This window comes from Mesorhizobium sp. M0040 (assembly GCF_040323505.1).
In the GTDB taxonomy this organism is placed as follows: Bacteria; Pseudomonadota; Alphaproteobacteria; order Rhizobiales; family Rhizobiaceae; genus Mesorhizobium.
In genome coordinates this window covers 45,348-70,032 of record NZ_JAMYVA010000028.1, presented here as the reverse complement: position 1 = coordinate 70,032, position 24,685 = coordinate 45,348, and the positions used below count along the sequence as shown (strand labels likewise).

Annotated in this window: 25 protein-coding genes and 2 pseudogenes; 3 read left to right on the top strand and 24 right to left on the bottom strand. The window is 62.9% G+C overall.

The window, feature by feature from the left end; translation table 11 throughout:
- Positions 1-34: 34 nt before the first annotated feature.
- Together NKJ91_RS21970 and NKJ91_RS21965 are read right to left on the bottom strand one after the other, a co-directional pair.
- Positions 35-163: pseudogene (locus NKJ91_RS21970) on the bottom strand ((R)-mandelonitrile lyase); the annotation flags it as partial.
- Positions 164-249: 86 nt separating this feature from the next.
- On the bottom strand, positions 250-603 hold the full coding sequence (locus NKJ91_RS21965; RefSeq protein WP_352457244.1) for a cupin domain-containing protein: 354 nt from the start codon (positions 601-603) through the stop codon (positions 250-252).
- Positions 604-1,052: 449 nt separating this feature from the next.
- Between NKJ91_RS21965 and NKJ91_RS21960 the strand changes: the two genes are divergently transcribed.
- The gene (locus NKJ91_RS21960; RefSeq protein ID WP_352457243.1) at positions 1,053-2,798 is read left to right on the top strand and encodes an adenylate/guanylate cyclase domain-containing protein; all 1,746 of its coding nucleotides are present in this window, start codon (positions 1,053-1,055) and stop codon (positions 2,796-2,798) included.
- Between the two features lie 241 nt (positions 2,799-3,039).
- Positions 3,040-3,501, top strand: coding sequence for an ATP-binding cassette domain-containing protein (locus tag NKJ91_RS21955; RefSeq protein WP_352457242.1), 462 nt, complete (start codon positions 3,040-3,042; stop codon positions 3,499-3,501).
- A gap of 79 nt (positions 3,502-3,580) precedes the next feature.
- On the opposite strand, the pseudogene NKJ91_RS21950 reads toward NKJ91_RS21955, so the two are convergent.
- A pseudogene (locus NKJ91_RS21950) lies at positions 3,581-3,757 on the bottom strand (SMC-Scp complex subunit ScpB); the annotation flags it as partial.
- 156 nt (positions 3,758-3,913) lie between these two features.
- Between NKJ91_RS21950 and NKJ91_RS21945 the strand changes: the two are divergent.
- The gene (locus tag NKJ91_RS21945) at positions 3,914-5,200 is read left to right on the top strand and encodes an ROK family protein (protein WP_352457241.1); all 1,287 of its coding nucleotides are present in this window, start codon (positions 3,914-3,916) and stop codon (positions 5,198-5,200) included.
- Positions 5,201-5,216: 16 nt separating this feature from the next.
- On the opposite strand, the gene NKJ91_RS21940 is transcribed toward NKJ91_RS21945, so the two are convergent.
- The 21 genes from NKJ91_RS21940 to trbB form a co-directional block, all read right to left on the bottom strand.
- Entirely contained in the window at positions 5,217-6,692 is a 1,476-nt protein-coding gene (locus NKJ91_RS21940; protein WP_352457240.1) for an amidase, read from the bottom strand.
- Positions 6,693-6,715: 23 nt separating this feature from the next.
- Positions 6,716-7,675, bottom strand: coding sequence for a cyclase family protein (locus NKJ91_RS21935; protein ID WP_352457239.1), 960 nt, complete (start codon positions 7,673-7,675; stop codon positions 6,716-6,718).
- Entirely contained in the window at positions 7,672-8,451 is a 780-nt protein-coding gene (locus NKJ91_RS21930; protein ID WP_352457238.1) for an ATP-binding cassette domain-containing protein, read from the bottom strand. The genes NKJ91_RS21935 and NKJ91_RS21930 overlap by 4 nt, the downstream gene beginning before the upstream one ends.
- 3 nt (positions 8,452-8,454) lie before the next feature.
- Positions 8,455-9,510, bottom strand: a complete 1,056-nt coding sequence (locus NKJ91_RS21925) for an ABC transporter permease (protein WP_352450301.1) — start codon at positions 9,508-9,510, stop codon at positions 8,455-8,457.
- 67 nt (positions 9,511-9,577) lie between these two features.
- Positions 9,578-10,510, bottom strand: a complete 933-nt coding sequence (locus tag NKJ91_RS21920) for a sugar ABC transporter substrate-binding protein (protein ID WP_352457237.1) — start codon at positions 10,508-10,510, stop codon at positions 9,578-9,580.
- Positions 10,511-10,729: 219 nt separating this feature from the next.
- Positions 10,730-10,912, bottom strand: coding sequence for a hypothetical protein (locus NKJ91_RS21915; protein WP_023679139.1), 183 nt, complete (start codon positions 10,910-10,912; stop codon positions 10,730-10,732).
- A gap of 378 nt (positions 10,913-11,290) precedes the next feature.
- The gene (locus NKJ91_RS21910; protein WP_352457236.1) at positions 11,291-12,235 is read right to left on the bottom strand and encodes an NAD(P)-dependent oxidoreductase; all 945 of its coding nucleotides are present in this window, start codon (positions 12,233-12,235) and stop codon (positions 11,291-11,293) included.
- Between the two features lie 55 nt (positions 12,236-12,290).
- Positions 12,291-13,706 carry an adenylate class-3/4/guanylyl cyclase gene (locus NKJ91_RS21905; RefSeq protein WP_352457235.1) on the bottom strand — a complete coding sequence of 472 codons (1,416 nt, stop codon included), beginning with the start codon at positions 13,704-13,706 and terminating at the stop codon, positions 12,291-12,293.
- Positions 13,690-14,064: an adenylate/guanylate cyclase domain-containing protein gene (locus tag NKJ91_RS21900; RefSeq protein WP_352457234.1), complete on the bottom strand. Its 375-nt coding sequence runs from the start codon at positions 14,062-14,064 to the stop codon at positions 13,690-13,692. The genes NKJ91_RS21905 and NKJ91_RS21900 overlap by 17 nt, the downstream gene beginning before the upstream one ends.
- 224 nt (positions 14,065-14,288) lie before the next feature.
- Positions 14,289-14,576 (bottom strand): DUF2274 domain-containing protein, encoded by a 288-nt coding sequence (locus tag NKJ91_RS21895; protein WP_352457233.1) that lies wholly within the window; start codon positions 14,574-14,576, stop codon positions 14,289-14,291.
- Positions 14,564-14,725, bottom strand: a complete 162-nt coding sequence (locus tag NKJ91_RS21890; protein WP_502896937.1) for a DUF2274 domain-containing protein — start codon at positions 14,723-14,725, stop codon at positions 14,564-14,566. The genes NKJ91_RS21895 and NKJ91_RS21890 overlap by 13 nt, the downstream gene beginning before the upstream one ends.
- Complete coding sequence (locus NKJ91_RS21885; RefSeq protein WP_352457232.1) at positions 14,722-15,936, bottom strand: TraB/TrbI/VirB10 family type IV secretion system protein; 1,215 nt, start codon at positions 15,934-15,936, stop codon at positions 14,722-14,724. The genes NKJ91_RS21890 and NKJ91_RS21885 overlap by 4 nt, the downstream gene beginning before the upstream one ends.
- Positions 15,933-16,994, bottom strand: coding sequence for a P-type conjugative transfer protein TrbG (trbG, locus tag NKJ91_RS21880; RefSeq protein ID WP_352457231.1), 1,062 nt, complete (start codon positions 16,992-16,994; stop codon positions 15,933-15,935). Before trbG ends, NKJ91_RS21885 begins: the two co-directional genes overlap by 4 nt.
- Positions 16,994-17,680, bottom strand: coding sequence for a conjugal transfer protein TrbF (trbF, locus tag NKJ91_RS21875; RefSeq protein WP_352457230.1), 687 nt, complete (start codon positions 17,678-17,680; stop codon positions 16,994-16,996). Before trbF ends, trbG begins: the two co-directional genes overlap by 1 nt.
- On the bottom strand, positions 17,677-19,047 hold the full coding sequence (gene trbL / locus NKJ91_RS21870) for a P-type conjugative transfer protein TrbL (RefSeq protein ID WP_352457229.1): 1,371 nt from the start codon (positions 19,045-19,047) through the stop codon (positions 17,677-17,679). Before trbL ends, trbF begins: the two co-directional genes overlap by 4 nt.
- Positions 19,044-19,412 (bottom strand): putative entry exclusion protein TrbK-alt, encoded by a 369-nt coding sequence (gene trbK-alt / locus NKJ91_RS21865; RefSeq protein ID WP_352457228.1) that lies wholly within the window; start codon positions 19,410-19,412, stop codon positions 19,044-19,046. Before trbK-alt ends, trbL begins: the two co-directional genes overlap by 4 nt.
- 12 nt (positions 19,413-19,424) lie before the next feature.
- Positions 19,425-20,174, bottom strand: coding sequence for a P-type conjugative transfer protein TrbJ (gene trbJ, locus NKJ91_RS21860; RefSeq protein ID WP_502903623.1), 750 nt, complete (start codon positions 20,172-20,174; stop codon positions 19,425-19,427).
- The gene (trbE, locus tag NKJ91_RS21855; protein WP_352457227.1) at positions 20,171-22,678 is read right to left on the bottom strand and encodes a conjugal transfer protein TrbE; all 2,508 of its coding nucleotides are present in this window, start codon (positions 22,676-22,678) and stop codon (positions 20,171-20,173) included. Before trbE ends, trbJ begins: the two co-directional genes overlap by 4 nt.
- Positions 22,679-22,687: 9 nt before the next feature.
- Positions 22,688-22,951, bottom strand: coding sequence for a VirB3 family type IV secretion system protein (locus NKJ91_RS21850; protein ID WP_023679160.1), 264 nt, complete (start codon positions 22,949-22,951; stop codon positions 22,688-22,690).
- Positions 22,951-23,292 (bottom strand): TrbC/VirB2 family type IV secretion system protein, encoded by a 342-nt coding sequence (locus NKJ91_RS21845; RefSeq protein WP_352457226.1) that lies wholly within the window; start codon positions 23,290-23,292, stop codon positions 22,951-22,953. The genes NKJ91_RS21850 and NKJ91_RS21845 overlap by 1 nt, the downstream gene beginning before the upstream one ends.
- Positions 23,289-24,305, bottom strand: a complete 1,017-nt coding sequence (gene trbB, locus NKJ91_RS21840; protein WP_352457225.1) for a P-type conjugative transfer ATPase TrbB — start codon at positions 24,303-24,305, stop codon at positions 23,289-23,291. Before trbB ends, NKJ91_RS21845 begins: the two co-directional genes overlap by 4 nt.
- Positions 24,306-24,685 lie beyond the last annotated feature (380 nt).

Genomic DNA, 24,685 nt, shown 5'->3' with positions numbered 1-24,685 from the left:
CGCCAAGTGCGAGACGCTGCGGCCCCGGTAAGGTTCAGCGGCGGTATTGTTCGTCGCTGACTTTCTCCATCCGCTCGACGGCCTTGCAATCGAGTGATTCCTGAATAGCAATATGCGACATTGCCGTAGTTGGGGTCGCGCCATGCCAATACATTTGGCTGGGGTGAGTTGGCAGCGTGCCTGTCACTATTGCAGAACTCGGCAGCGCAAGACTTCGCCAAGTGCGAGACGCTGCGGCCCCGGTAAGGTTCAGCGGCGGTATTGTTCGTCGCTGACTTTCTCCATCCGCTCGACGGCCTTGCAATCGAGTGATTCCTGGATAGCAATATGCGACATTGCCGTAGTTGGGGTCGCGCCATGCCAATACATCATGATGATCCAGGAGCAGGCGGGGCGCATCGAAGAAGCTCGTCGGACGGGGCGGCGCAGCTTGTCGCGGCGCGGCCAACCTTCACCATCACGTCCTGGTTTAGAACGCAGTTCCGTAGTGATGTCGAGCGGATGGCCGCAGACATGGCCTCGCACCGCGCGGCCGGTGTCTCGGAACAGTCGATGCGCGTCACCCGATCCGGGCTTTGGGATTTTGCGACTAAACGGCAGCAACGAGGGTCATTGTTACGCGTTCGCCAAGCGAACGCGCCACTTTCCGACCTCAGCACCTCTAAGCGCGAACGTCTGGTGTGATGCCCGATGCGCGCGTTCGTAGGGCCATCTCGCTGTTACATCGCGGTGACAAAAGCACCGCGACGGTGGCGTCAACCGGTTACCAAGGGCAGCAAATATCTCCGGCCTTCTGGGAGTGGCGTGTCAGCGTCCCCAGAGGCTGCGTGGGCGTGTCGCCGGTTGGCTGTTAGCGCGGCGACTGGAACGCTCCACGCCTCGCAAGCGGGATAGCGAAATCTCGTGAAGGCAAGGTCGAGCTGCGTTTTCCGTTCTGTATCGGCGACGGGCGGCGACTGGGAGAGACGGATACCATGCACGTGGGGCGTCTGGAAGTTGGCAGGACATGGACGCGGGGCGGCCCGCGTGCAGGCGCTTGGCTGAGCGGTGCAATGACCACGCAGCGCCACCTCGCAGCGATCATGGTTTGCGACGTGGTCGGCTATTCGCGCCTGACGGAGCGCGACGAGCGCGGCACGCTCGAGCGGCTGAAGATCTACCGCAAGGACCTCCTCGAACCGCTGGTCTCTGAGCACCGGGGTCGGATCGTCAAGCTCACCGGCGACGGCATGCTGTGTGAGTTCGCCAGCGTCGTCAACGCGGTGGCCTCGGCGATGGCGATCCAGCAGGCCCTGGCAGAACACGAGGCGGAGATGCCCGAGGAAGAGCGGATTCGCTTCCGCATCGGCATCAATCTCGGCGACGTGGTCTGCGAGGAGGACGGCGACCTCTACGGCGACGGGGTCAACATCGCCGCCCGCCTCGACAGCATCGCCGACCCCGGCACCGTGGTCGTCTCAGGCACCGCCTACGACCACCTTCAGGGCAAGCTCGACTGCGGCTTCACGCCGCTCGGCGACCTGCGCCTCAAGAACATCGAGCGGCCTGTGCGCGCCTACCGCGTCGAGACCGACGCCGGTGCCTCGGTGGCTGCATCGCCTCCGCTGCCCGCGAAACCCTCGATCGCGGTTTTGCCTTTTACCAACATGAGCGGCGATCCCGACCAGGAATACTTCGCCGACGGGCTGGTGGAGGACATCATCACGGGATTGAGCCGGGTGAACTCCTTCTTCGTGATCGCCCGCAACTCGTCCTTCACCTACAAGGGCCGGGCGGTGGACCTTCGCCAGGTCGGGCGCGAGCTGGGCGTCCGCTACGTGCTCGAAGGCAGCATCCGCAGAGCAGGATCGCGGGTGCGCATCAGTGGGCAGTTGGTGGACGCGATCAGCGGACACCATGTCTGGGCCGACCGCTTCGAGGGCGACGTGAGCGATATCTTCGACCTGCAGGACAAGGTGACCGAGAGCGTCGTCGGCGCTGTCGAACCGAGCATCCGGCTGCAGGAGATCAAGCAGGCGCGCATGAAGCCGACCGACTACATCGGTGCCTACGACCTCTACCTTCGTGCGCTGCCGCGCTTCTACAGCATGACGCGCGAAGGCTTCGCCGACGTGCGCCGGCTCACCAACGAGGCGCTCAGCATCGACCCAGGCTTCACCCTGGCGAAGGCACTCGGTGCCTATATCCGCAGCCTGTCGGTGAGTCAGTGCTGGCACGAGCCCGACGATATCCGCGTAGCCGTGCGCATGGCTCGCGAGGTGCTGGCGGACGCGCGAGACGACCCGACAAGCTTGCGTTTCGCCGCGCAGGTGATCGCCTACAGCGCCAAGGATTACGAGACGGCGCTGGACACGATCGAACGGTCCCTGCTCCTTAACCCCAATTCGGCGCAGGGCCATACGGGCAGCGGCTGGGTGAACGCCCATTCCGGCCACCCCCTCGTCGCGATCGAGCACTTCCACAGGGCAATGCGGCTGAGTCCGGTCGACCCCGAGAAGGGCATCGCGCTCTCCGGCATCGGGATGAGCTACCTGATGCTCGAACGCTACGAGGAAGCGCTGGTTTGGGGAGAACGAGCGCTGCGCGAGATGCCGAATTACGGCTCCTCGCACCGGGTGGTGATCATGGCGCTGCTCAAACTTAACCGGCTGGACGAAGCGCAGGCGGCGGCGCGGCGGCTGATGGAGGCGTTCCCGACCTACACGCTCACTCTGCAGAGACAGATCAACCCGTGGCGGGACAAGGTGTTCGCCGAGCGTTACGTCGAGGCGCTGGGCATCTCCGGCGTGCCGGAGTGATCGTCGCGTTTGCAAAGATGCCCTCTCCTGCGCGTCACGTCCGGCCAGGCGACGTCCCTTGATCCCGCGTCGCTTCTGGAAGGATAGTTCTCTGGCCGGCTTGTCGAAAACTGAGCGCGTAGAGCAGCTGTGAACAGCCGGCGCGAAGGCCGACGGACGGTTGGCGCGTCGTGGCCAGCGGCTCTTTTAGCGACATCGTTCGCAATTCGGAAGTTATGCAGACCTATCTGGGGCGGCCGCAATGAGCACCACCCTCACCGCCGAAAACATCGTCACCGGCTACGGCAAGCAGGAGATCGTCCATGGCGTTTCGCTAAGCGCGGAGGCTGGTAAGATCACCTGCATCTTCGGACCGAACGGCTGTGGCAAGTCGACCCTGCTCAAGGCGATTGCCGGCGCGCTGCCGGTGTGGAGCGGCACGGCCAGCCTGGGCGATGCAACGCTCTCCAACCTTGCCGTCCATGAGGTGGTGCGCCAGGGGCTGGTGCTGATGCCGCCGGGCGGCGGTGTGTTTCCGCGCCTCACAGTGATAGAGAATTTGCGCATGGGGGGCTACGCCATCGCGGACAGCCGGCTAGTCGAACAGCGCATCGAGGCGGTGATCGAGCAATATCCTTCTTTGGCGCGGCGACGGCGAACCGCGGCCGGTTCGCTTTCTGGTGGTGATCTTTCCAGCCAATCTTGTCGAAGGCGATGTGGTTGAAGTCCATGATCCCGATCACCGATTGCCACGCGATCGGTCCTGGACGTGAGATTGCCGAGAGTCGAAGAGACCTGTCTGCTCATGGCATCTCGCCTTCAGCGACGATGTCCACCTCATCATCACGCTCCCCGCTCGTCTGGCCAACCGGAATGTCGCCGGCGAGCAGCTTGTCCTTGGACAGCAGGCCAGCGTCCTCGAGTGCCTCGAAATCCGGCAGGTCGCGCAACGTGTCAAAGCCGAAGTGGGTCAGGAACTTATTGTGACACCAATTAGTCAGGAGACGCCGAGCTGGCGTGTCTTTGAACATTTGCGACGCATCTTGTCCTGGCAATGCACGAGTTTGTTGCCTGCTCGCACAAAGTGCTCGAAACCGGTAAGGTCCTGGGTTAGAAGAGCTGGCAGGATGCCCCTTATGAAAAACTCGACGATGGACGATACCGACGATGGGCGCCCGAATGGCGGACGCAGCGCTCTGTTCACGCCGCCCGGCGATGCGTCCGGCGCGGAGCGGGTTTCGCGCCGGCGCAAGGCGCTGCTGTCGTCCTCGATGGTCGGCTCGACCAATCGCGGCCGTGTGCTGCAGGCCCTGTTCGATCTTGGGCCGACGAGCAGGGCTGAACTGGCCCGCCTGGCCGGGGTCAACCGCACCACCATTTCCGGAATCGTGCAGCCGCTGATCGACGATCAGGTGCTGGTCGAGAGCGACCCGGTTCCTCCCAGTCCGGGCGGCGGCAAGCCGGCCCGGCCGCTGTGGTTCTCGCCCAATGCCCGTCCGATCTGCGGTGTGCTGCTGATGCCGGATGCCGTGCATGCCTGCGTGGCGACGCTCGACGGCAAGATCGAATCGGAACGCAAGATGGCCCTGCCGGACGGCAGGGGGCCGGTCCGGCCAATCATCGAGTCGATCGCTGAATGCGTCGGCGACACTCTCTCCAGGGCGCGGCGCATGCCTCTCGGGATCGGTGTTGGCGTCGGCGGCATGGTTGACACCGATCGCGGGTCGATCGTCGCTGTCAATCTCGCGCCGGCGCTCGACCGCTACCCGCTCGCCGACGATCTCGGGCGACGCTTCGGCCTGCCGGTCAAGCTCGACCATCATCCGCGCGCCTTGCTGGTCGGCGACCGCTGGTTCGGCGCCGGGCGCGGCGTCAGGCAATTCGCGGTCGTCTACACGGGCGAGGTGCTGGGCGGCGCACTCTATTTCGACGGGCACCTCTATCGTGGCACGGCAGGCGCAGGCGGCGAACTCGGACACACTTTCGTGCAGCTCGACGGCGAGCCCTGCCGCTGTGGCAGGCGCGGCTGCTGGGACACCATTGCCACCTTGAGCTGGCTCCGGCGGGAGGCCGCCCGCACGGCTCTGCCAGAGCCAGACCTAATCGACTCGGCCCGCCTCGTCGACATGGCGGCGCGGCGGCTGCCGGGAGCGGCTGAGCTGCTCGACCGGTATGCCCGCAACGTCGCCGTCGGCATCGCCAATCTGCAGCAGACGGTGGCGCCCAACATTTTCATCATGCATGGCGATGTCGTGCTCGGCGGCGATTGCCTGCTCGGCGCAATCGCGGAGCATGTCCGCGCCATGGTTCCGTCACGACCCGGCGGCGCGATCGAATTCATTGCCGGCGATGCAGGTGACCGGGCCGCCCTCCTAGGCGCAGCCGGTCTGGTGATTTCCGAGCTACTGCAGCTTCCGATCTAGGTGTTCCGACACCCAACTATCCAGCGAGCCCCGGATAGCTTTGGAACCAGGGCTGCATACGTTCGAACTGAGCCGCCATCGCCAGAACGGTTTCGTCGGCGTGCCGCCGCCCGATGATCTGCAGGCCGACCGGCAGGCCCTGCGCCGTCAGGCCGGCCGGAACCGAAATCGCCGGATGGCCGGTATAGTTGATCGGATAGGTCATGCACCAGCCGATCAGCGGATCGACCGCCTCGCCATTGATCGATGTCGGCCCGATCGTGTTGCCGTCGGGGGCATTCTTGACGGGCGGAACGGCCAGCGTCGGCGAGACGATCAGGTCATGGGTTTCGAATACATCCTCGAGGCCGTCAAAGACGCCGGTGCGCAAAAGATCGTCGAGCGCATGGTCGACGGCGGACACCTTGTAGGCGCCCTCCAGCATGGCGAGGAACTGCGGGGTGAGCACCTTGGCATGCTTGCCCATTAGATCGATGCCCTCCTGTTTCCAGTACACGGCGATGGCAGCATAGTGGATCGAGATCGTGCGCACCCAAAGCGCCGCCAGTTCCTTGTGATCGGCCCTGAAATCGAGCTCGACCTCATCAACCTCAATGCCATGTGCTCGCATGACATCGACGGCCCGGGCAACGACGGTGGCGACCCCGGCTTCGACCGGAAAATTGCCCAGTCGCGGGCTGTAGGCCACGCGCAGTTTCGGCGTCCGCCCGGCAACGGCGCCGACATAGTCAACGCCGTGATCCGGCAGGCAGAACGGGTCGCGGTTGTGAGGCCCGGCCATGATCTTGGTCATCAGCGCGGCGTCCGCAACGGTGCGGGTCAGCGGTCCGATATGGACCAGAGGATGTCCCCACAAGAAGGCGTCGGGGCGAGTCACCGAAGGAATGCGGCCGAAAGAGGGCTTGAAGCCGACGGTGCCGCTGAACGAGGCGGGGATGCGGACCGAACCGCCGCCGTCCGTGCCTTGCGCCAGGGCCGCCATGCCGTCGGCGACCGCTGCCGCACTGCCGCCGGACGAGCCGCCGGAATTGTAGCCGATCGCGAAGGGCGTGCTGGTCGGCCCGAAGCGCAGATTGTCGGTGATACCTTTATGGCCGAACTCCGGCGTGTTGGTCTTGCCGAGCACGATGGCGCCTGCGTCGAGCAGGCGCTCGACCGCCACAGCACTTGTTTTGGGCACCCGGTCGTGCACCGCCCACGACCCCATCGAGGTCGGCACGCCGGCCATATCGTCGAGGTCCTTGATGCCGACGGGGACGCCATGCAGCGGTCCAAGCGGACCGCCTGCCATCACGGACTTTTCGGCGGCCCGCGCAGCTTCCATCGCCTGGTCGCCGAGAACCAGCGTATAGGCGTTGACCACCGGGTTGCGCGCCTCGATGCGGCGCAGATAGGCCTCGGTTACTTCAACCGGCGACAGGTCGCGGCGCCGGATGCGCTGGGCCAGTTCCGTGGCCGGCAGGAAACAGATCTGGTCGTCTGCAGAAGACATAAGCCGTTCCACCTTGTTGGGTGCTATTTGATGAACACTGGATTTGCCGCGCCGCCGGTGCCCTTGCTCACTTTGACCGGACTGGCGCAGTAGAAGCCTTCGTAGCGGCGGTCCGAGGCACAGTCGGCGGCCAGCAGGTCGAGCGATGCCATTTCGGTGAACGCCACGCCCAGATTGCGCATCAGCGCGGCGTGCAGCACCAGCATCAACCCGGTCTCGGGCTCGTAGGTTGTCTCGTTGGCCAGTGTGTCGGTAACCAGACAGGGGATCTGCATCTCGTCGAACCAGCGCACGAGGTCGAGGCTGAAGGTCAGTCCGGGTTCCCAATATCCATCGCCGACGCGCTGGCTTCCCGCCGCCAGTGCGCCGACCCAGCCGGTGCGAACGAGAAGGATGCTGCGCGGCAGTATATCGACCGCTTGGGCCCGGGCGCATTCCATGAGGTCGCGATGCGTGAATGTTTCAGCGCGCTCAAGGGCCGGTTTGCCGCGGAACCGGGCGATGTCGAGCAGCACGCCGCGTCCGACGATCCCGCGCTCCGCGATCGGCATGATGCTGGCCTTGGTCATGCCGCCATTGGTACTGCTTGCCGCGAAGCCGTTCCAAAGCGTGTCGTCGAACCACATGTGGCCGAGCGCGTCGCAATGCGTGCCGGCCTGTGCGAAGCTGGTGATATAGTCGTCTGCGAATTCGAGGCCGCCGGCAAGCGGTTGCCAGTGACCGTTCTCGAAGCCGGCCTTGTCGGCGACCATGAAATGCTTCGCCGGCCAGCGGCCGGGAAAGACGGCATCGCCCTCAGAAGTCCCGACCGGCACGCCGAGGGTGAAGGTGCGGCCGTCCCGCACCGACGCCAGGCCGCGCTTGACCTCGTCGGCGGTCAGATAGTTGAGCGCTCCGATCTCGTCGTCGGCACCCCAATGCCCCCAGCGGCTCGGCGCATTGCCCAGCAGCCGGCGCAGCGTCATCGTTTCAGCCGCGCTCATGCTTCCGCCTGCGCGGTCGCCGGCTGCCTGGCGCCGGTGATATAAGCGACGACGTCCTCCATGTTGGTGCCGGAACTTGCGAGATCGGCGACCTTGCGGCCCCTGCGCATCACCACCACGCGGTTGCACACCTGCCAGAGATGATCGAGATTGTGGGTGACCATGACGATCGTCAGCCCCTGGGCGCCGAGTCGTTTGATGAGGTCGAGCACCTCACGGGATTCGCGTACGCCGAGCGCCGCGGTGGGCTCGTCGAGCAGCAGCAGCTTGTGGCCCCAAAAGGCACCGCGCGCGATCGCCACCAATTGGCGCTGGCCGCCGGACATGCGATCCACCGGTTTGCTGCGCACCCCGGGGATCTCGATGTGCAGTTCCTCGAGGCCGCGCATCGCGATGTCGCCCATCGATTTGCGGCGGATCCAGCGCAGCAGCGCCGGGCCGCGGCCAAGCGCAATCTCGCGGCCGAGAAAGAAGTTTTCGGCGGCAGTGAACGTGCCGATCAGCGACAGGTCCTGATAGACCGTCTCGATGCCGAGGCGTTGCGCTTCGGACGGCGGCGACAACTTTTGCGGCCGCCCTTCGAGGATCACGTCGCCGGAAGTTGGGTCATGCGCGCCGGCCAGGATTTTGATCAGCGTCGACTTGCCGGCACCATTGTCGCCAACGAGGCCGAGTATGTCGCCCCTGGCGATGTCCAGCGAAACGTCATCGAGTGCCTGGATGCCGCCGAAGCTGCGGCAGATCCGGCGCAGGCTGAGCAGCATCTTCTGCGCCATGGCCTATCCCCTCGCATAGCGGCGGCCAATACCGCCGAGCGCTACGGCGACGACGAGAAGGCAGCCGGTGAACAGGAACTGCGTGAAGATCGGCGCGCCGATCATGGCCAGCCCATTGTTGCCGACGGCGACCGTCAGCACGCCGATCAAGGTGCCGAGGATATGGAACTGACCCTCTCGCAGCGCCGCCGAACCGAGGAAGGCGGCCGAAAACGACGTCAGCATGAAGCTGTCACCCGCCGTCACCTGGCCGGAGCCGAGATTGGAGGCCATCAGCACGCCACCTATAGCAGCACAGGTGCTGGCGATGGCGAAGGCAACGATGCGGCTGCGATCGACGGCGACGCCGGCGCGGCGCGCTGATTCCGGGCTGACGCCGATGGCCTTGATGTGTTGGCCCTGCACTGTTCGGTTGAGGATCACCCACAGCAGCGCAAGCACGACGGCCATGATGATGACGAGGTGCGGCACTCCGGCAATCCGGCCGATCGCGATATTTGTGAATTCGCGCGACTGGGTGAGCTGCAGCGGAATTCCGCCCGAATAGGCGTAGTTCAGCCCGACGACGATGGTGCCCGTGCCAAGCGTGGCAATGAAGGCGTTCACCCCGATCTTCGAAACGACAATGCCGTTGACAATGCCGATGACCGTTCCGAGGCCGACGACAAGGAAGATGGCGGGTAGGATCGGCAAGCCACTGCTGCTCAACAGCCCGACCACGAGAAGCCCACAGAAACTCGCGACATAGCCGATACTGAGGTCGAAATCACCGGCGACGAGGGGCACGGTGAGGCCGGCCGCGACAATGGTGCCGATCGCCATGTCGTTTACGATGTTGCGAAAATTGCCGATGGTTGCGAAGGTCCCCGGCTCCAGCACCGAGAAGATCCCCAGCATCGACGCCAGCACGATGATGGTGCCGTAGGTTCCAAGCAGGCGCATGAGCAACGCGCGCCGCTGTCGGGCATTGGGCGAGGCATAGCCGGTCTGCGTTGACGGCAGGACGCGGGGCGCCTCTGCCGGAGCGTGGGTTTCGGGCAGGGAATGATCAGCGGACATGGCGGCTCTCATGACAGCACTCCGGCCCGGCCAGGCAAGTCCGGCCCAGACCCACAATCAGGAGAGCTTACTGCGGATTGTCCTTGATGAACTTGTCGACGTTCTCTTTGGTGACGAGCGTATAGCCTGGCACGAAGGATTTGGGCTTCCACTGGTCGCCGGCTGCCAGGATGTCGGGAATCTGATCGACTAGCATTTTGCCTGCCGAAGTCAGATCGACACCGAGCGTGGCGGTCATCGTCCCGTCCTTGACAGCCTGGACAGCGGGCGCCGTGGCGTTGAACGAATAGACCTTCACGTCGCTGCGGCCGTTCTGCTTCAGCGCCGCGATCGCGCCCATAGCGTTGTCGTCATAGCAGTTGAAGATGGCGAACGGCCCCTTGGCGTTGGCATTGGCTGCAAGCCAGGCGCTGGTCGCGGCCTGCGACGATTCGGCAGCACCCGGGATGCTGATCTCGTGCGAGGTCGCCTTGAGCCCCGGATTTGCCTTGACCGCCGTATCGAAGGCGTCGGCTCGTTCGCGGCACGGAATGCCGGGATGGTAGGTGAGGTCGAGTACAGTTCCGGACTTGCCGATGTCCTTCAGCATCAAGTCGATCAGCGGTTGCGCAGCACCGGTACTTGCAGATAGCGCGATCCCGTCTGCCATGCCGCCGCCGGCCGAAAGCACGGGGATCTTTGCGTCCGCCGCCGCCTGGAGCCCGGCCGCCAGGCCCGTCGAATCGAAGACCGTGACGATGATGGCGTCCACCTTCTTGGTTGCCAGCTGCTTGATGCTGGTGATCGCTTGCGAAGGATCGCCATTGGCATTGAGCGTTTCCACCGACCAGCCCTTAGACTTGGCTTCCTGGCTCATCGTGTCGACCATCTGGTTTGTGTCGACGTCGGATGTCGAGAAGGTGACGATGCCGATCGTCAGCTTGTCATTCGTGGCGAGGGCGGTCGACGTGAAGGATGCTGCGACGAGCGCTGCGGTCGAGAGTTTCTGAAAGCGGTTCACTGTGCGTATCCCCTGTTGACCGAGTGTTCCGGCTCACCTCCAGACCGCGCAGCAGCCCAGCTTGGGCGCCATCTACAGGTCGTCACAGTCAGTCTGTTTGTTCGTGCGAGCCACGTACTAACTATAGGCACAAGCTCTTATGCCGCGCAACGGCTAATTTCAACCGGCTTTGGTGACTCGAGGTTCAATCGCTGTGGGGCTCTTGGGGCAAGCGCGCAGCTAGGCCGCCTTCTTGATCTCCGCGACCTGAACGCCCAGTCGGAACGCCTGACCGTCTGCGAACGAACGCGCGTAGCTCTCAGATGTAAAAGGGACCGTGGTGGTGGTGCCGTTGACCGTCACGCGAACCGACCACTCTTTGTCCCTAATGATTTCAACGGCATGTTGCTCATGCGCAGCCATGCATTCCTCCCAGAATCTTCCGTTGAGGATGGGAGGATAGCGTCGTAAAACTGGTTTGCATGCAAATAATCCGACACCGCGACGTCGAAATGTCGAAACACGCACAGCTAGGCTTAAGTCGATGGCCTCGCCTTGAGCTGTTCGAGGTGTTCCTTGGCGAGGTTGAAAAGTGCGGTGGCAGTCTCTTCAGCCTCCGCCCGGAGGACATCGCGGGTGACAATGCTGGAGATCGTGTTCGCGCCATTAACGGACTAAGAGTGGATTCTTAGCCCGCACTTAGGGTCCGTACAGAAATTTTCGAATCGATTAGGTTCATTAGGCCGCGGCAATTGGCCGAATCCCGTCAAGGAACTGAAGCAGTTATTGCCATACGGGCCCTTAGTAGCCCCGCTCAAGATTTACGAGATTGGTGATGTCATTGCCCAACTTGATCTGCTCGCACAGACCTGCCACCTGCGCTATGCCCGAATCGACCCAATAGCTTGCCACATGTGGTGTGATGGTCACCTTCGGATGGGCCCATAGCGGACTCGCCTGGTCGAGCGGTTCCGAGGTAAAAACATCGAGGCAGGCGCCTGACAGTTGCCCAGCGTCAATGGCGTGCAGAAGTGCAGCCTCGTCGACGTGTGCTCCGCGTCCGACATTAACGAGGTAGGCGCCGCGCTTCATCAGACGGAAAGTTTCGGAATTAAGTATTCCTCGAGTTTCGGTGGTCAGCGGCAGCGCGCACACGACGAAGTCTCGTTCAGCCAAGGCCTCCTTAAGCGCTGGGGCACCAGCGTAACAGGCCACATCGGCGATTTGCTTAGGGTTGCGGGACCATGCCGCCGTGCGATATCCCAGCTCGGCGAAGAGTCGCGCGGCCCATCCACCGATACGCCCAGCCCCAAGGATAACGATGCGGGTCTCGCTGGTCTTCCGTGGCGCGATCGGGCGCCATCTCTTCTGGGTCTGTTGGAGAGCATATTCAACGACATGGCGTTGCCGGCACAGTACTCTGAGAACAATGTACTGCACAACCTCAGAGGCAAGTTCGCGGGTCGCCAAACGTACGACGCCAACGCCCGCAGGCAGCTCACCCAGTTGCAAGCCGTCTATGCCCGCGCCGAGATAGGCAACTGCACGCAATCGCGTCATACCTTCAAAAAACCTGCGCGGCGTACCCTTATCGATCAGCACCAAGTCAATGTCGCCGGGATCGCCGTGATGGGGCCATAACCGGAAGTCGAGGCCCGAAACGCGCGCCTTGAGAGATCGCGCCCACTCCCCCGCGTCGATATAGTCGGGGTAATCATTCACCATCAGTAAAGTGAGTGCTTTCACCACTACCTCCTAAACACTCTGTTCGACGTACATCAGCCGGAATGGATCGAAGCGGCTATCCGGGCACGCCAGCCATGCGCATCGCCTCTGCGAAGTGATCACGATCTTCTTGACGACGGAATGGGTTGTTGTCGAGCAGAAGCTGGATGCATCCTTTGGCTGCTTGCTCAACGCCCCCCGGCCTTGCTTTCAGCCTCGCTACTGCTTTTTCCGCCCATAGCTTTGCCTCGGCAAGCCTATCAAGCTTGGCAAGTATAGCTGCGCCGAAAAAAGTCGAATCGATAAAGTAGTCGGGGACTCTGATCCGCGCGGCTAGGGCCTCGGGATACCGCCTTGCGGTAAATAGGGCAGTCGCCTGAAAGGCGATATACCAATCGGGGTATCGTGGATTGAGACGCATTGCCGCTTCGCCGCAGGCAACCGCCTTTTCCCCTTCTCCATACATTGCGAGCATGTAGCTGGCATTGGCGAGGCTGTCGGCATCGTTAGGGTTGAGCACGATGGCGCGATCCACATGTTTCTTCATGCGCTCATAGTCGCCCCGATAGAGGCAAGGCCATGCCAGCGCGATGTGGGCTTGATAATCGGCTTCATCGAGCGCGAGGGCCCGTTTGGCGCAATCAAAGGCCATGTCATAAGCGCCTCTACCTTCTGCCGCAATTAGCAAATCAAGCGCTTCCATCTGGTAGGTCACCGCTAAACCGGAATAGGCGCGCGAAAAGCTTGGGTCTGTGGCAGCAGCCTTTTCGAAGTGTTGGCGCGCTTCAAGATTGTTCTGACCCACCGTCCACAAGAGATGTTTGCCGCGCAACCAATGGTCATAGGCGATGAGGTTTTCAGGGTGCTTACGCTTAGCGCGTTCCAAGGAATTGTCTTCGAGGCCCACCGCCAGCATGCCCACGATCCTCTGGGTTATCTCGTCCTGAACCGCAAACATATCGGCAATTTCTCGATCATAGCGCTCCGCCCAGATGTGGCTGCCGGTCTCAGCGTCGATGAGCTGCGCGGTTATGCGCAGACGATTCCCGGCGCGACGAACGCTTCCCTCGAGTACATAGGTCACGCCCAAGTCGCGTGCCACGTCGGGGATCTTCATCGTCCGTCCCTTGTAGGTGAACGAGGAATTGCGGGCGATGACGGACAGCGACCGAAAGCGCGAAAGTTCGGTAATGATGTCCTCTGTGATGCCGTCGGAGAAGTACTCCTGCTCTGGATCGCCGCTCCTATTGACAAACGGCAAGACGGCGACCCACGGCTTATCGGGTAGCGACAGTGCGCGACGCACCAAGGCAGAGGTATCGGCTGGGCGCACTCGGCAAACGCGCACCAGCTGCTCGATGTTCTTCAGCGCCTGCTCGCCCATATCCTCGAACTGCAGATCGAGCCGGTTGCCCAGGTGGTCACGCACTGTGCCCGACACCGCTATGCCACCGGCCGGGGCGGCGCTCTCAAGCCTAGCCGCAATATTCACTCCGTCTCCGAAGATGTCCTCGCCCTCGACGATGACATCGCCCAGGTTGGACCCCGATCCGCAGTCGGATCGCGCGGTCCTCTGGCATGTCGGCGTTGCGCGCCTCCAGCCGCCGCTGGATGTCGACCGCACAGGCAACGGCGTTAACAACGCTGGGGAACTCAGCCAGAACCCCATCGCCGGTCGCCTTGAAAATCCTACCCATGTGTTCGGCGATCTTTGGATCGACCAGCTCGGCCCGCAGCGCCCTCAGCGTAGTCAGCGTGCCCATCTCGTCATGGCCCATGAGCCGGCTGTAACCGACCACATCGGCAGCGAGTATGGCGGCCAAACGGCGCTGCACGGCGCTCTCGACCACGCTCGGACTCCTCCCACGTGTGACGGCTCCGCTTTGGAGCCCAATCAACTACACAATACCAGCGCCTTATGTCAGGGCAATCGGGCGCTCGGATATGACCCCTCCCATCGGCAAGCCATTAGAAGCTACGACACGTACGGGCGGAATGACAGCTTTGGGTCATGAGTGTGAGTTCAACCGAGGGCGAGCGAACTTCCGCTTAGGGTAAAGCCACCAGGACAGCTTCAGGCGGAGCCATCACCTTCAGCACCGCTTCGTGTCGTACTGCTGGCTGGAGACGCCCCTCGTTGACGGGCACGGCCGGCCTTCGCCTTACGGCCGCGCCAGCCGCGATCCGAACGGACGAAGGCTTCCAGCATGTGCGGAATCAGGGCTGCGGCGTCCACGGGTTCGTAGAGCCGGCTGTGTTCGGCTGCATACTGGTCGAGTTCCTCCTTGAGCGGTTCCGACAGGGAGATGCTCATGCGGACGACGCCAACCTTCGGCAGCCGACCGAGCCTCAGATCCGGCATGGTTCACCTCCTGCTTGTGAGACAAAGACATGTTGACTGTTCAGATAATCGACATAGGCAACGAGGTCGCGATGAACGGCGGCAGGCAGTTCGACGGTGATCTTGACCGGACGGTCATCGGGAATGGCGGAAAGTTTCAGCTTGGTCATGATGGATCCTTTGGCGTGCCGTAAGGCACAAGAAGAAGGTCGCGATTGACAATCACGCGAACCGGGAAACCGGGCCGCACGGTGAGCGTAGGCTGGACATTGAGCTGATTGCGCACGAGCTGCTGGCCAATATCGGAGGCCGAATCCTGAGCGCTTTCGCGGATGGCCTTGGCGATTTCGCTTTCGTCGTCGCTGGACCCAAACGATGTCCCAATGCCCAGCAATGTCGAGAGTGCTGCGGCCCGGAACATCTGGCCCCAATGACGGTCGACCTCGTCCTCCAGCCCGGAAAATCCTTCAGCGTCTGCGCCCTGCTCGCGCTCCAGCACGATCGAGGTGCCGTCAGGCATGATCAGCCGGTTCCAGACCAGCAGCACGCGCGACTGGCCGAAGGCGACGTGGCTGTCGTACTGGCCGATCAGCCTCGCACCCTGTGGGATCAGGAGATGGGATCCTGTCGCGCTGTCGTAGACATTTTCCGTGACCTGAGCGGTGATCTCGCCGGGCAGGTCGGAGCGGATGCCGGTGATAAGGGCAGCTGGAATGACGCTGCCGGCTTGCACCACATAGGGCGAGGCCTTCTCGGCGAGCCGATTGAGGCTGACTGTGCGACGGTCTGGCTCGGCATTGACGAAGGCCAGCTTGCGATCCTGCACGTTTTGCGCGGCGCCAGGATCGATCGGTGGCGGCCCAAGCGGCGGAGTCAGACCAGATTGGGTGTCCGGTTCTATGACTCTGCTGCGACCATCCTGTCGTGTGGGACCAGGTCTCGTGTTCGTATCGGTGAAGAGCTTCGCCACGCGTGCGGCCTCGATCTCGGCCAGTCGGCGCTGCTCCTCCGGATCTGCGCGCGGTCCACTGATGTTCGGCGCCCCGGTCGGCTGGCCGCGCTCCTGCGCACGCAAGATCGGCCGGCCAAGATCGCCAGGCAGCGCGGGGCCGAGTTGCGGAATCCCGGCATAATCCTTCGGCAGCTTCTGTAGCCCGTCGGCCGTTGAGCGGTTTTCGTTGGTGAAGAGCTCGGGCGGTTGTTCGGTGCCGCGCCGTCCAGTGTCGAGCGCCCAAATCAACGTGCCGAGGATCGCAGCGCTGGCAAGCCCACCAACCCCTATCAGCATCTTGCGCGACAATCGCGTGACCCTGGCCGGTTCGGGCCGAAGGCGCAGTTCCGCTCGAATGTCCTGGTTGGGTGCATTTGCAGCGTCGGTCATCGGAACAGCCCCGCGCCAGGCTGGCGTCGTTTCGCGTCCGTCCGCACGATGCGGACGCGCTTTTCGCTCGTCTTGTCGCCGAGCCTCAATTCAGCGGCCGCAAACAGCCGATCAACGACGTAGTAATTCTGGCGAGCGCGGTAGTTGACCAGTTCTGAACCACCCGAAGGGCCGATCACGAACAGCGGCGGCATTTCCCCCTGCCCTATGCCCGACGGGAACTCGATGTAGACCTTTGCACCGTCGTCGAAGGCCCGAAGCGGCCGCCAGGGTGCGGCATCGCCCTCGATGCGGTAGCGGAAATTCAGTCTCTGGAGGTCGATGCCGGTCGCGACCGGCTTTGTGGCGGAAGCCTGCGCATTCTGGCGCCGCAGCGCAATCAGTTGGTCCTGCGGATACTGCCAGGAGACGGAGGCCATGTAGGTCTTTTCGGTCGAGCGGAGCTCGAGATGATAGGTGCGGCGGTCGCTGTTTATGATGAGGTTGGTCTGGAGATCCGGCCGTGTCGGCTTCACGAGAATGTGGACCTGCTGGCGCTCCCCTGTCCCACTTTGCGTATCGCCGATGATCCAGCGCACTGTGTCACCTGCGGCGACTGGCCCGGAGCCGACAAGCTGCTCGCCGGGCTGCAAGGCGATGTCGGTGACCTGGCCGGGTGCGGCATAGATTTGGTAGAGCGCGCCCTCACTCCAGGGATAGAGCTGGATGGCATTGACGAAACCGTCGCGAACCGGCTGCATGCGTGCGGCCTCATTGGCCTGGCTGATCCGCTGCTTCGGATCGGCTGGCTCCGGCTTCACCTTCGTAGCGTCGACTGGTTTCAACTGACCAGGCAGCGGAAGCGGTTTCGGCACTTCCACCATTTTGACCGGACCAGGCGGCTCGACCCTGCGCACCGCAGGCACCGCATCGTCGTAGGCGATTTCCGGCGGAATGTATTTCTTCGATGCACAGCCGGCGAGCGCCGTTGCCGACAGCAGTGCCAGGGCAAGCCTACGTGCCTTGGGCGCATTGCGCGTGGCCGGTCTCGCCGATGTTCTTGTTGGTGCTGCACGCATCATGAAAACTCCTTCGACCAGCTGATGGCGTTGACATAGACGCCAAGCGGATTGGCTTTGAGCCGGTCAGCGTCGCGGGGTTGCTGAATCACGATTGTGAGGATTGCGGTCCAGCGCTCGGTGCCGGCCAGGTTGCCATTCTCGTAACGGCGCTCGATCCAGGCGACGCGGAAGGAATCCGGCGAAGCACGGATGACGCTGGAAACCTCGATGGCGATCTGGAGTTTGCCCACTTTGGCAAAAGGGTCGTTCAAGCGAGCATAATCATTGAGGGAAATGGCGCCGCGGTCTGTGGTGTAATCGTAGGCCCGCAGCCAGTTTTGGCGGACGATGACCGGGTCGGCCGGAATGCTTCTGACCTGTTCGATGAAGCGGGCCAGATGCCAGGCGATCTGCGGATCGGTCGGCCGATAGTCGGCAACGGCCGGAGCGACAACCTGCGCTTCGCCGAACTTGTCGACCTCCACCACCCAGGGAACCACTGAGCCGCGCGTCGACTGCCAGACCAATGCGGATGCAAAACCGCCGGCCAAGACGAGAGAGCCGAAGGCCATCAGCCGCCAGTTTTTCGCCTGGACGCGAGCCGAGCCGATGCGCTCGTCCCAAATCTGGGCTGCACGCTGATATGGCGTCTCGGGGTGAGGCGTTTTTGCGTAACGAACGAAGGGGCGTCTAAAGGGGGTCATCGGCGGTCATCCTGATCGAGGGAAACATTCATTGAGCCGCCGCCATCATCGCTCGAATGAACTGAATGCGCGGCGATGCTGGCGCCATGGCTCATGGCCTGGCGGCGCTTCATGCGTTTTGCCCATGCGGGCGGGGCGTCGGCACTGGTTTGGGTGGTCGACCAGTCACCGGAGGAAGCCGTTCGCGACGATCGCTCTTCACTCGTCGCGGCCCAAGCTGCCAATCGGCCGGCCTCGTAGCTATCGGACAAGGCTGACGCGGCGCGCGACATTGCCTGCTTGACGGGTTGAACGGCAGCGCTGGCGCCAGCCTTTGCGACACCCGCCATGCCGGCGGCGATTGAGCCTGCACCACCTCTTCCAGACGTGGCTGCGGCAAGTTCCCAGGCGGCCGAAGTGCTGCCGGCCAGATGCGCGCCACCACGTGCGGCGGCTGCCGACATGCGCCCGCCTGCACTGAGCCCGCCTGCTGCGCCGCTCAATCCGGCGCGGGCGCCCATAGCGCCGGCTACGCCAAGGCCACCAACGGCGAGGCTCGTGCCAACAGCGGCACCTGCGCCCAGTTGCGGAGCACCCGAAACCAGCCCCGTCGCGATGCCGGGACCGAAGATCGACAGGCCCATCAGCGACAATGCGCCGAGAACAAGCGACAGCGCATCGGTGATCGTCGGTTGTTCGGCACCAAAGCCTTGAGTGAACTCGCCGAAGAGGCCCGAGCCGATGCCGACGATGACGGCGAGCACCAGGATTTTCACGCCGGAGGCAACGATGTTGCCGAGCACTTTTTCAGCGAGGAAGGCGGTCCGGTTGAACAGCGCAAAAGGGATCAGCACGAAGCCGGCAAGCGTCGTCAGCTTGAATTCGACCAGCGTGACGAAGATCTGTACGGCGAGAACAAAGAACGCAATCAGCACGATCGCCCAAGCAATCATCAGGACCACGATCTGAACAAAATTCTCGAAGAACGAGACGTAGCCCATCAACTGGCTGGCGGCTTCGAGGATTGGATTGCCGGCATCGACGCCGACCTGCGCGACGCGGCCCGGCTGCAGCAGTGCGGCGCCCGATAGTGCCGAACCTCCCGCCTTCAGACCGAGTCCGGAAAAGCTCTCGAAGACGATCCCGGCCAGACGATTGAAGTTGCCGATGATGAAGGCAAAGAAGCCGATATAGAGCGTCTTCTTCACCAGCCGATGCAGCACGTCCTCATCAGCACCCCAAGCCCAGAACAGGCCGGCCAGTGTGATGTCGATGACAATCAGGGTCGAAGTAAGAAACGCGACTTCCCCACCGAGCAGACCAAAGCCGGAATCGATGTAGCGAGTGAAAGTCTCGAGGAAGCGATCGATCACGCCGGTGTCGTTCATGGCGCCACCGTCTCCGGATTGAGCCGGTCTTCCGCGCGAGGCGGAGTTGGCGGTTGGAGCGGCAGCATTCGGCTCTGGTCCTTTTCGATCCACGGAGCCGCGGTTGGCGCGACGGGACGAGATGGCCGCAGGAAGCGTCGGCGGCTTTCAGCCCAGGCTTTCCTGCAGGTGTCGTCGTCAATCGCCGCCATGCCACTGTCCCGGCATCGGGCAAGTTCGACTCTTGCCGGCTCGCCGCCCGGATGTGCGGAGCGCGGGGAGGACGCGTCCCGCGAGCCGTCGCCGCGCAACGCCATGAAGGCGGCGGTCATGGCGGCGCCAAGGGCAAGAACGGCTGCTATCCGGGCGGCGATCTTGAGATCCATGCGGTCTTCGCCTCAGTCGTGGAACATTTTTACCGATGACGGGCTGTAACTGCTGCCCGTCATGAAACGGCTGAACTGTTCGCGTGCCTGCTCCTGCGCGGCCGCCCGCCTCGCCTGCTCAAGGGCCTCGGCTCGTCCTTGTGCGGCCAGCATCGCGGTGAGATCGGCAACTTGCTTGGCCTGCACGGCAAGAAGCTGGTTGCCGGCCTGCGTCGCCTGCAGCACGCCGACAGCCGATTGGCTGGCGCTGACCAGCGCACTCGTCTGCTCCTGTGTCCCTGCGATGTTGTCGACTGCGATGGCGCCGGTTTTCAGCGAATGCTCGAAGGCAGACACCGAGGTCTGCCAGCGTTGATGCGCACCCTCGACAAGCTGCTGGCTGGAGAGATCCGAACCGAAATTCTTGTAAGCGGAGGCAAACTGGCTCTCGATATCCTGGACGCTATAGGCCAGCTTCTCGGCTTCGCCGAGCAAGCTCTTCATCTCGGAAAAATTGCCCTCGATCTGGCCAAGCAGCGAGGTTGGCAGCGAAGTGAGATTCTTCGCCTGGTTGATCAGCATCTGCGCTTCGTTTTGCAGCGAGGTGATCTGGTTGTGGATCTGCTCCAGCGCACGCGATGCCGAAAGCAGGTTCTCGGCATAGTTCTTTGGGTCGAACACGATCAGTGCCGATGCTGGTGCCGATGATAGCGCCGTCGCGACGACGATTGCGCCGGCTGCCGCCATGCGACGGATACGGCGACCTGCAAGAACGGAATTCATGAGGCAAGCTCCTTTGTGGATCGGTCGATCACGTTGGTGAGACCTGGGATGAGGTCGGCCGCCCAGGAGAGACCGCGCTCCGCTAGCCAGGCCTCGAGGAAATGCTCTCGGCCGGCCTCGACAATTGTCCGGTCGATCGCGGCCTGGTCTGATTTGGACGATGTGGCGCAGAGCGCCAGCGCGATCGGACCGAGTCCCAGTTCGAACAGACGGTTGCCGCGGCGGCTTTGACAGTAATAGTCGCGCTTCGGTATCGCCCGGGCGATGATCTCGATCTGACGATCGTTGAGACCAAAGCGTCGATAGATCTCGGCGATCTGCGGCTCGATAGCGCGCTCGTTCGGCAAGAACAGCCGCGTCTGGCAGCTTTCGACGATTGCCGGCGCGATTGGCGATCCGGCGATGTCCGAAAGCGACTGCGTGGCGAAGACCACGCTGGCGTTCTTTTTTCTCAGCGTCTTCAGCCATTCGCGCAGCTGGTCGGCGAAACCGCCATCGTCGAGCGCCAGCCAGCCCTCGTCGATGAGCAGCAGTGTCGGCCGGCCATCCATCCTCTGCTCGATGCGGTGGAAAAGATAGGCAAGCACCGCGGGAGCAGCACCCGTGCCGATCAGGCCCTCGGTTTCGAACGCCTGGACGGAGGGTTCGCCGAGACGCTCATACTCGGCATCAAGCAGCCGGCCAAAAGCGCCGCCGATGCAGTAGGGACCAAGCGCCTGTTTCAGCGGCGAGGACTGCAGCAGCACGGACAGGCCAGTCAGCGTCCGTTCGTGGACGGGCGCAGAAGCCAGCGACGTCAGCGCCGACCACAGATGTTCCTTGACCTGCGGCGTGATGGGCACGCCTTCGCGCAGTAGAATGTCGAAAAGCCAGTCGGCCGCCCAGGCCCGCTCCGGCGTATGATGGATGCGGGCAAGCGGCTGCAGCGACACGGTGTCAACGTCGTCCGACAGATCGGTCAAAGTGACCAAGGGCAACGGATCGTCAGACCCTTGCCCGCTTGCGGTATCGCTTCCGAGATTGTGCCAGTCACCATTCATGGCGAGTATGGCCGCGCGGATTGAGCCGCCGAAATCAAAAGCAAAGACCTGGCTGTTTTCGTAGCGCCGGAACTGAAGCGCGATCATCGCCAACAGGACCGACTTGCCAGCGCCCGTCGGGCCGATGACGAGGGTGTGGCCGACGTCGCCGACATGCAGGCTGAACCGGAACGGTGTGGCGCCCTCCGTTCTGGCGAAGAACAGCGGCGGCGCTCCAAGATGCTCGTTCTCGATCGGACCTGCCCAGACCGCGGAGAGCGGAATCGTGTGCGCGAGGTTGAGCGTGGAAAGCGGCGGCTGGCGAATATTGGCATAGACATGGCCAGGAATACCGCCCAGCCAAGCTTCGATAGCGTTGACGCCTTCGGCGATACAGGTGAAGTCCCTGCCCTGAATGATCTTTTCGACCAGACGCAGCTTTTCGTCGGCGATCGACGGATCGGCATCCCAGACCGAAACGGTGGCGGTGACATAGGCTTCGCCGATCTGGTCAGAGCCCAGGTCCTGGAGCGCCGCGTCCGCATCGGCCGCCTTGTTGGCGGCGTCCGTGTCGACGAGAACGGATGCCTCGTTGGTCATCACCTCTTTGAGGATCGCGGCGACGGATTTCCGCTTCGCGAACCACTGACGGCGTATCTTCCTCACCAACTTGGTCGCGTCGGTCTTGTCCAGCATGATCGCCCGCGTCGACCAGCGGTAGGGGAAGGCAAGGCGATTAAGATCGTCGAGAATCCCCGGGAAGGTCATCGTCGGAAACCCGGTGATGGTGAGTGTGCGCAGATGCGCATCGCCAAGCCTCGGCTCTAACCCGCCGGCCAACGGCTGATCGACAAGCAGAGCATCGAGATGCATCGGCGTTTCTGGCACGCGAACGCGATGCCGCTTGGTCGAAATGGTTGAGTGTAAGTAACTCAGCGTCTCTCCGTCATCGAGCCAGTCAGCTTCGGGAACGAAGCCCTCGATGAGGTTGAGCACGCGGTCGGTGCGGTCGACAAAAATCTTCAGGAGCTCCCAAGGATCGACGCCGGTCTTTTCCCGGCCTTCGTAGAGCCAACTCTCCATGCGCGACGCTTCCTCGGCCGGAGGCAGCCACACGAAGGTGAGGAAGTAGCTGCTTTCAAACAGCACACCGGAGTCTTCGAACTGTTCGCGACGCTCGATGTCGAGAAGTGCGGATGCGCAATCCGGGAACCGGCTGTCTGGGTAGCCGCTGGCAGGATTGCGCTGGGCTTCGACAAAAAGTGCCCAGCCGGAGCCGAGCCGACGCAGCGCGCCGTTGAGCCGCGCGGTCGTGCCGACGAGCTCCGCCGGCGTCGCGGAGTCCAGATCCGGCCCGCGAAAACGCGCCGTCCGTTGAAAACTGCCGTCCTTGTTGAGCACCACGCCCGGCGCTACCAGGGCAGCCCACGGCAGATAATCGACGAGGCTGGCACTCTTCTTTCGGTATTCCGCGAGGTTCATCATGGCGAAACCTCAACATCCGAAATGCGTGGGATAGCGCAGGTGGCGGCGAACCACATCGACGAATTGCGCATCGCGCTTTGCCGCCCAGACGGCCACGAGATGTCCGACCGCCCAGATGATGAGCCCCGCGATCCACAAGCGAAGCCCCAATCCGATCGCGCCGGCCAGCGTGCCGTTTGCGATGGCGACCGCACGCGGCGCGCCGCCGAGCAGGATCGGTTCGGTGAGCGCGCGATGCACCGGCGCGAAGAAGCCACGGATCTCCTCATCCATCAGATCAGAGCTCCGCCACCGAAGGAGAAAAAGGACAGAAAGAACGAACTTGCCGCGAAAGCGATCGACAGCCCGAAGACGATCTGGATCAGCCGGCGAAATCCGCCTGACGTGTCGCCGAAGGCGAGCGACAAACCGGTGATGATGATGATGATCACCGCCACGATCTTGGCGACTGGCCCCTCGATTGACTCAAGGACTTGCTGAAGCGGCTCCTCCCAGGGCATCGAGGAACCGGCAGCATGGGCGGGCGCAATCGTAATGATCGCGGCGGTCGCCGCATACGACAGCTCCACGGCAAGTTTGCGGATAGCCGATGAATTGAAGCGGATCTGGGTCATTCTGAAGCTCCATAGGGAGAGTGGCGATTCACGGTCGTTGTGGTCTCGAAATTTGCTTCCAGGGTGCGGTAGTCGCCGGTGGCCGGATCGAGCCCGTCGACCAGGGCGATCTCGACGAGCCGGCGCGCTGAGCCGCGGCCAGCGAGAACTGCGATGAGATCTATGGTTTCGCCAATCAGTGCGCGCGGAACCGTAATGACCACCTCCTGCACGAGCTGCTCCAGTCGCCGCAGTGCGCCAATGGCAGAATTGGCGTGGATGGTGCCGATGCCGCCGGGATGGCCAGTGCCCCAGGCCTTCAACAGATCGAGCGCTTCCGCACCGCGTACCTCGCCGATCGGAATGCGATCGGGCCGAAGGCGTAACGACGACTTCACCAGATCGGAAAGCGAGGCGACACCGTCCTTGGTGCGCAGCGCCACAAGATTGGGCGCAGCACACTGCAGCTCTCGCGTATCCTCGATCAGCACGACGCGGTCGGCGGTTTTAGCGACCTCCGCCAGCAACGCGTTCACGAGCGTGGTCTTGCCCGTCGACGTGCCGCCGGCCACCAGCACGTTCTTCCGTGTCTTCACGGCAAGCTGCAGGACGCCAGCCTGGGCTTCGGTCATGATGCCGGCGGCGACATAGTCTTGAAGCGTGAACACCGCGACTGCCGGCTTGCGGATGGCGAAGGTTGGCGCCGTGACAACAGGCGGCAACAGACCCTCGAACCGTTCGCCGGTCCCGGGCAGTTCGGCCGAAACGCGCGGCGAGCCCGAATGCACCTCCGCACCGACATGGTGCGCGACCAGCCTGACGATCCGTTCGCCGTCGGCCGCGATCAGTATTTCATTGCTTGCAACGAGTCCTTCGCTGAGACGATCAACCCACAGGCGACCGTCGGGATTGAGCATCACCTCGACAATGGCTGGATCGTCAAGGAAGCCTGCGATGGCCGGGCCGAGGGCGGTGCGCAGCATGCGCGTGCCGCGCGACACCGCTCCCTTGCTGGCATGATGGTTGGTCGCCATGCGGGGTCCCCGTTTCTCGCCACGAACTGATTCGTGGCGCGGTCGGGGATCATTAGAAAAGGCGGGAGCGCTGGCCTTGCAACAAGCAAAACCGGCGATCGTGGCATGACGTGCAGAGACTTGCGAAATGCGGTGCGGCGACCGCGATAGCTCAGCAACCGGTGCCCGACTGGCTATCTCCGCTCCAGCAGAACAGCCGGCTATATCTAGGGCCGCAAGCGAAGCCCGATTGGGAAGTCATTATTGGCATCGACGTTCCAAGGATCGGCTCGACGTGCATGTTTTGCCGTCCGGCGAGGCGTTCTCGGTGGGTATGACCATGCCGGGGTGGAGGCTCTGGTTCGGCGATTGGCAGCCCTTTCGCCGGCCGTTGTCGGATT